The organism is Elizabethkingia argenteiflava (assembly GCF_009904105.1).
In the GTDB taxonomy this organism is placed as follows: Bacteria; Bacteroidota; Bacteroidia; order Flavobacteriales; family Weeksellaceae; genus Elizabethkingia; species Elizabethkingia argenteiflava.
In genome coordinates, this window is record NZ_JAAABJ010000559.1 from 1 (window position 1) to 270 (window position 270).

The window sequence follows — 270 nt, forward strand, 5'->3', positions numbered from 1 at the left end:
CAAAGAGAAAATCTGCTGGCAAAGCATTTACTATTATTTCAATAAATGGATCAAAGACGGCTCTTTCAGAAAGGCTTGGATAGGTCTTTTGCTTCTTAATAAAAGAAAATTGGATATGTCAAGCCTTCAGTTGGACGGCAGCCACACCCCAAGCCTAATGGGAGGTGAAAAGCTAGGCTATCAGGGTAGAAAAAAGGCAAAAACCACCAACAGCATTTTTCTGTGTGATAACCAGGGACAAATGTTGGCAATGGGAAGTCCAAAAAGTGG

1 pseudogene is annotated in these 270 nt (G+C 41.1%); it reads left to right on the forward strand.

The annotated features are described in order from the left end of the window. A pseudogene (locus GNY06_RS09480) lies at positions 1-270 on the forward strand (IS5/IS1182 family transposase); the annotation flags it as partial.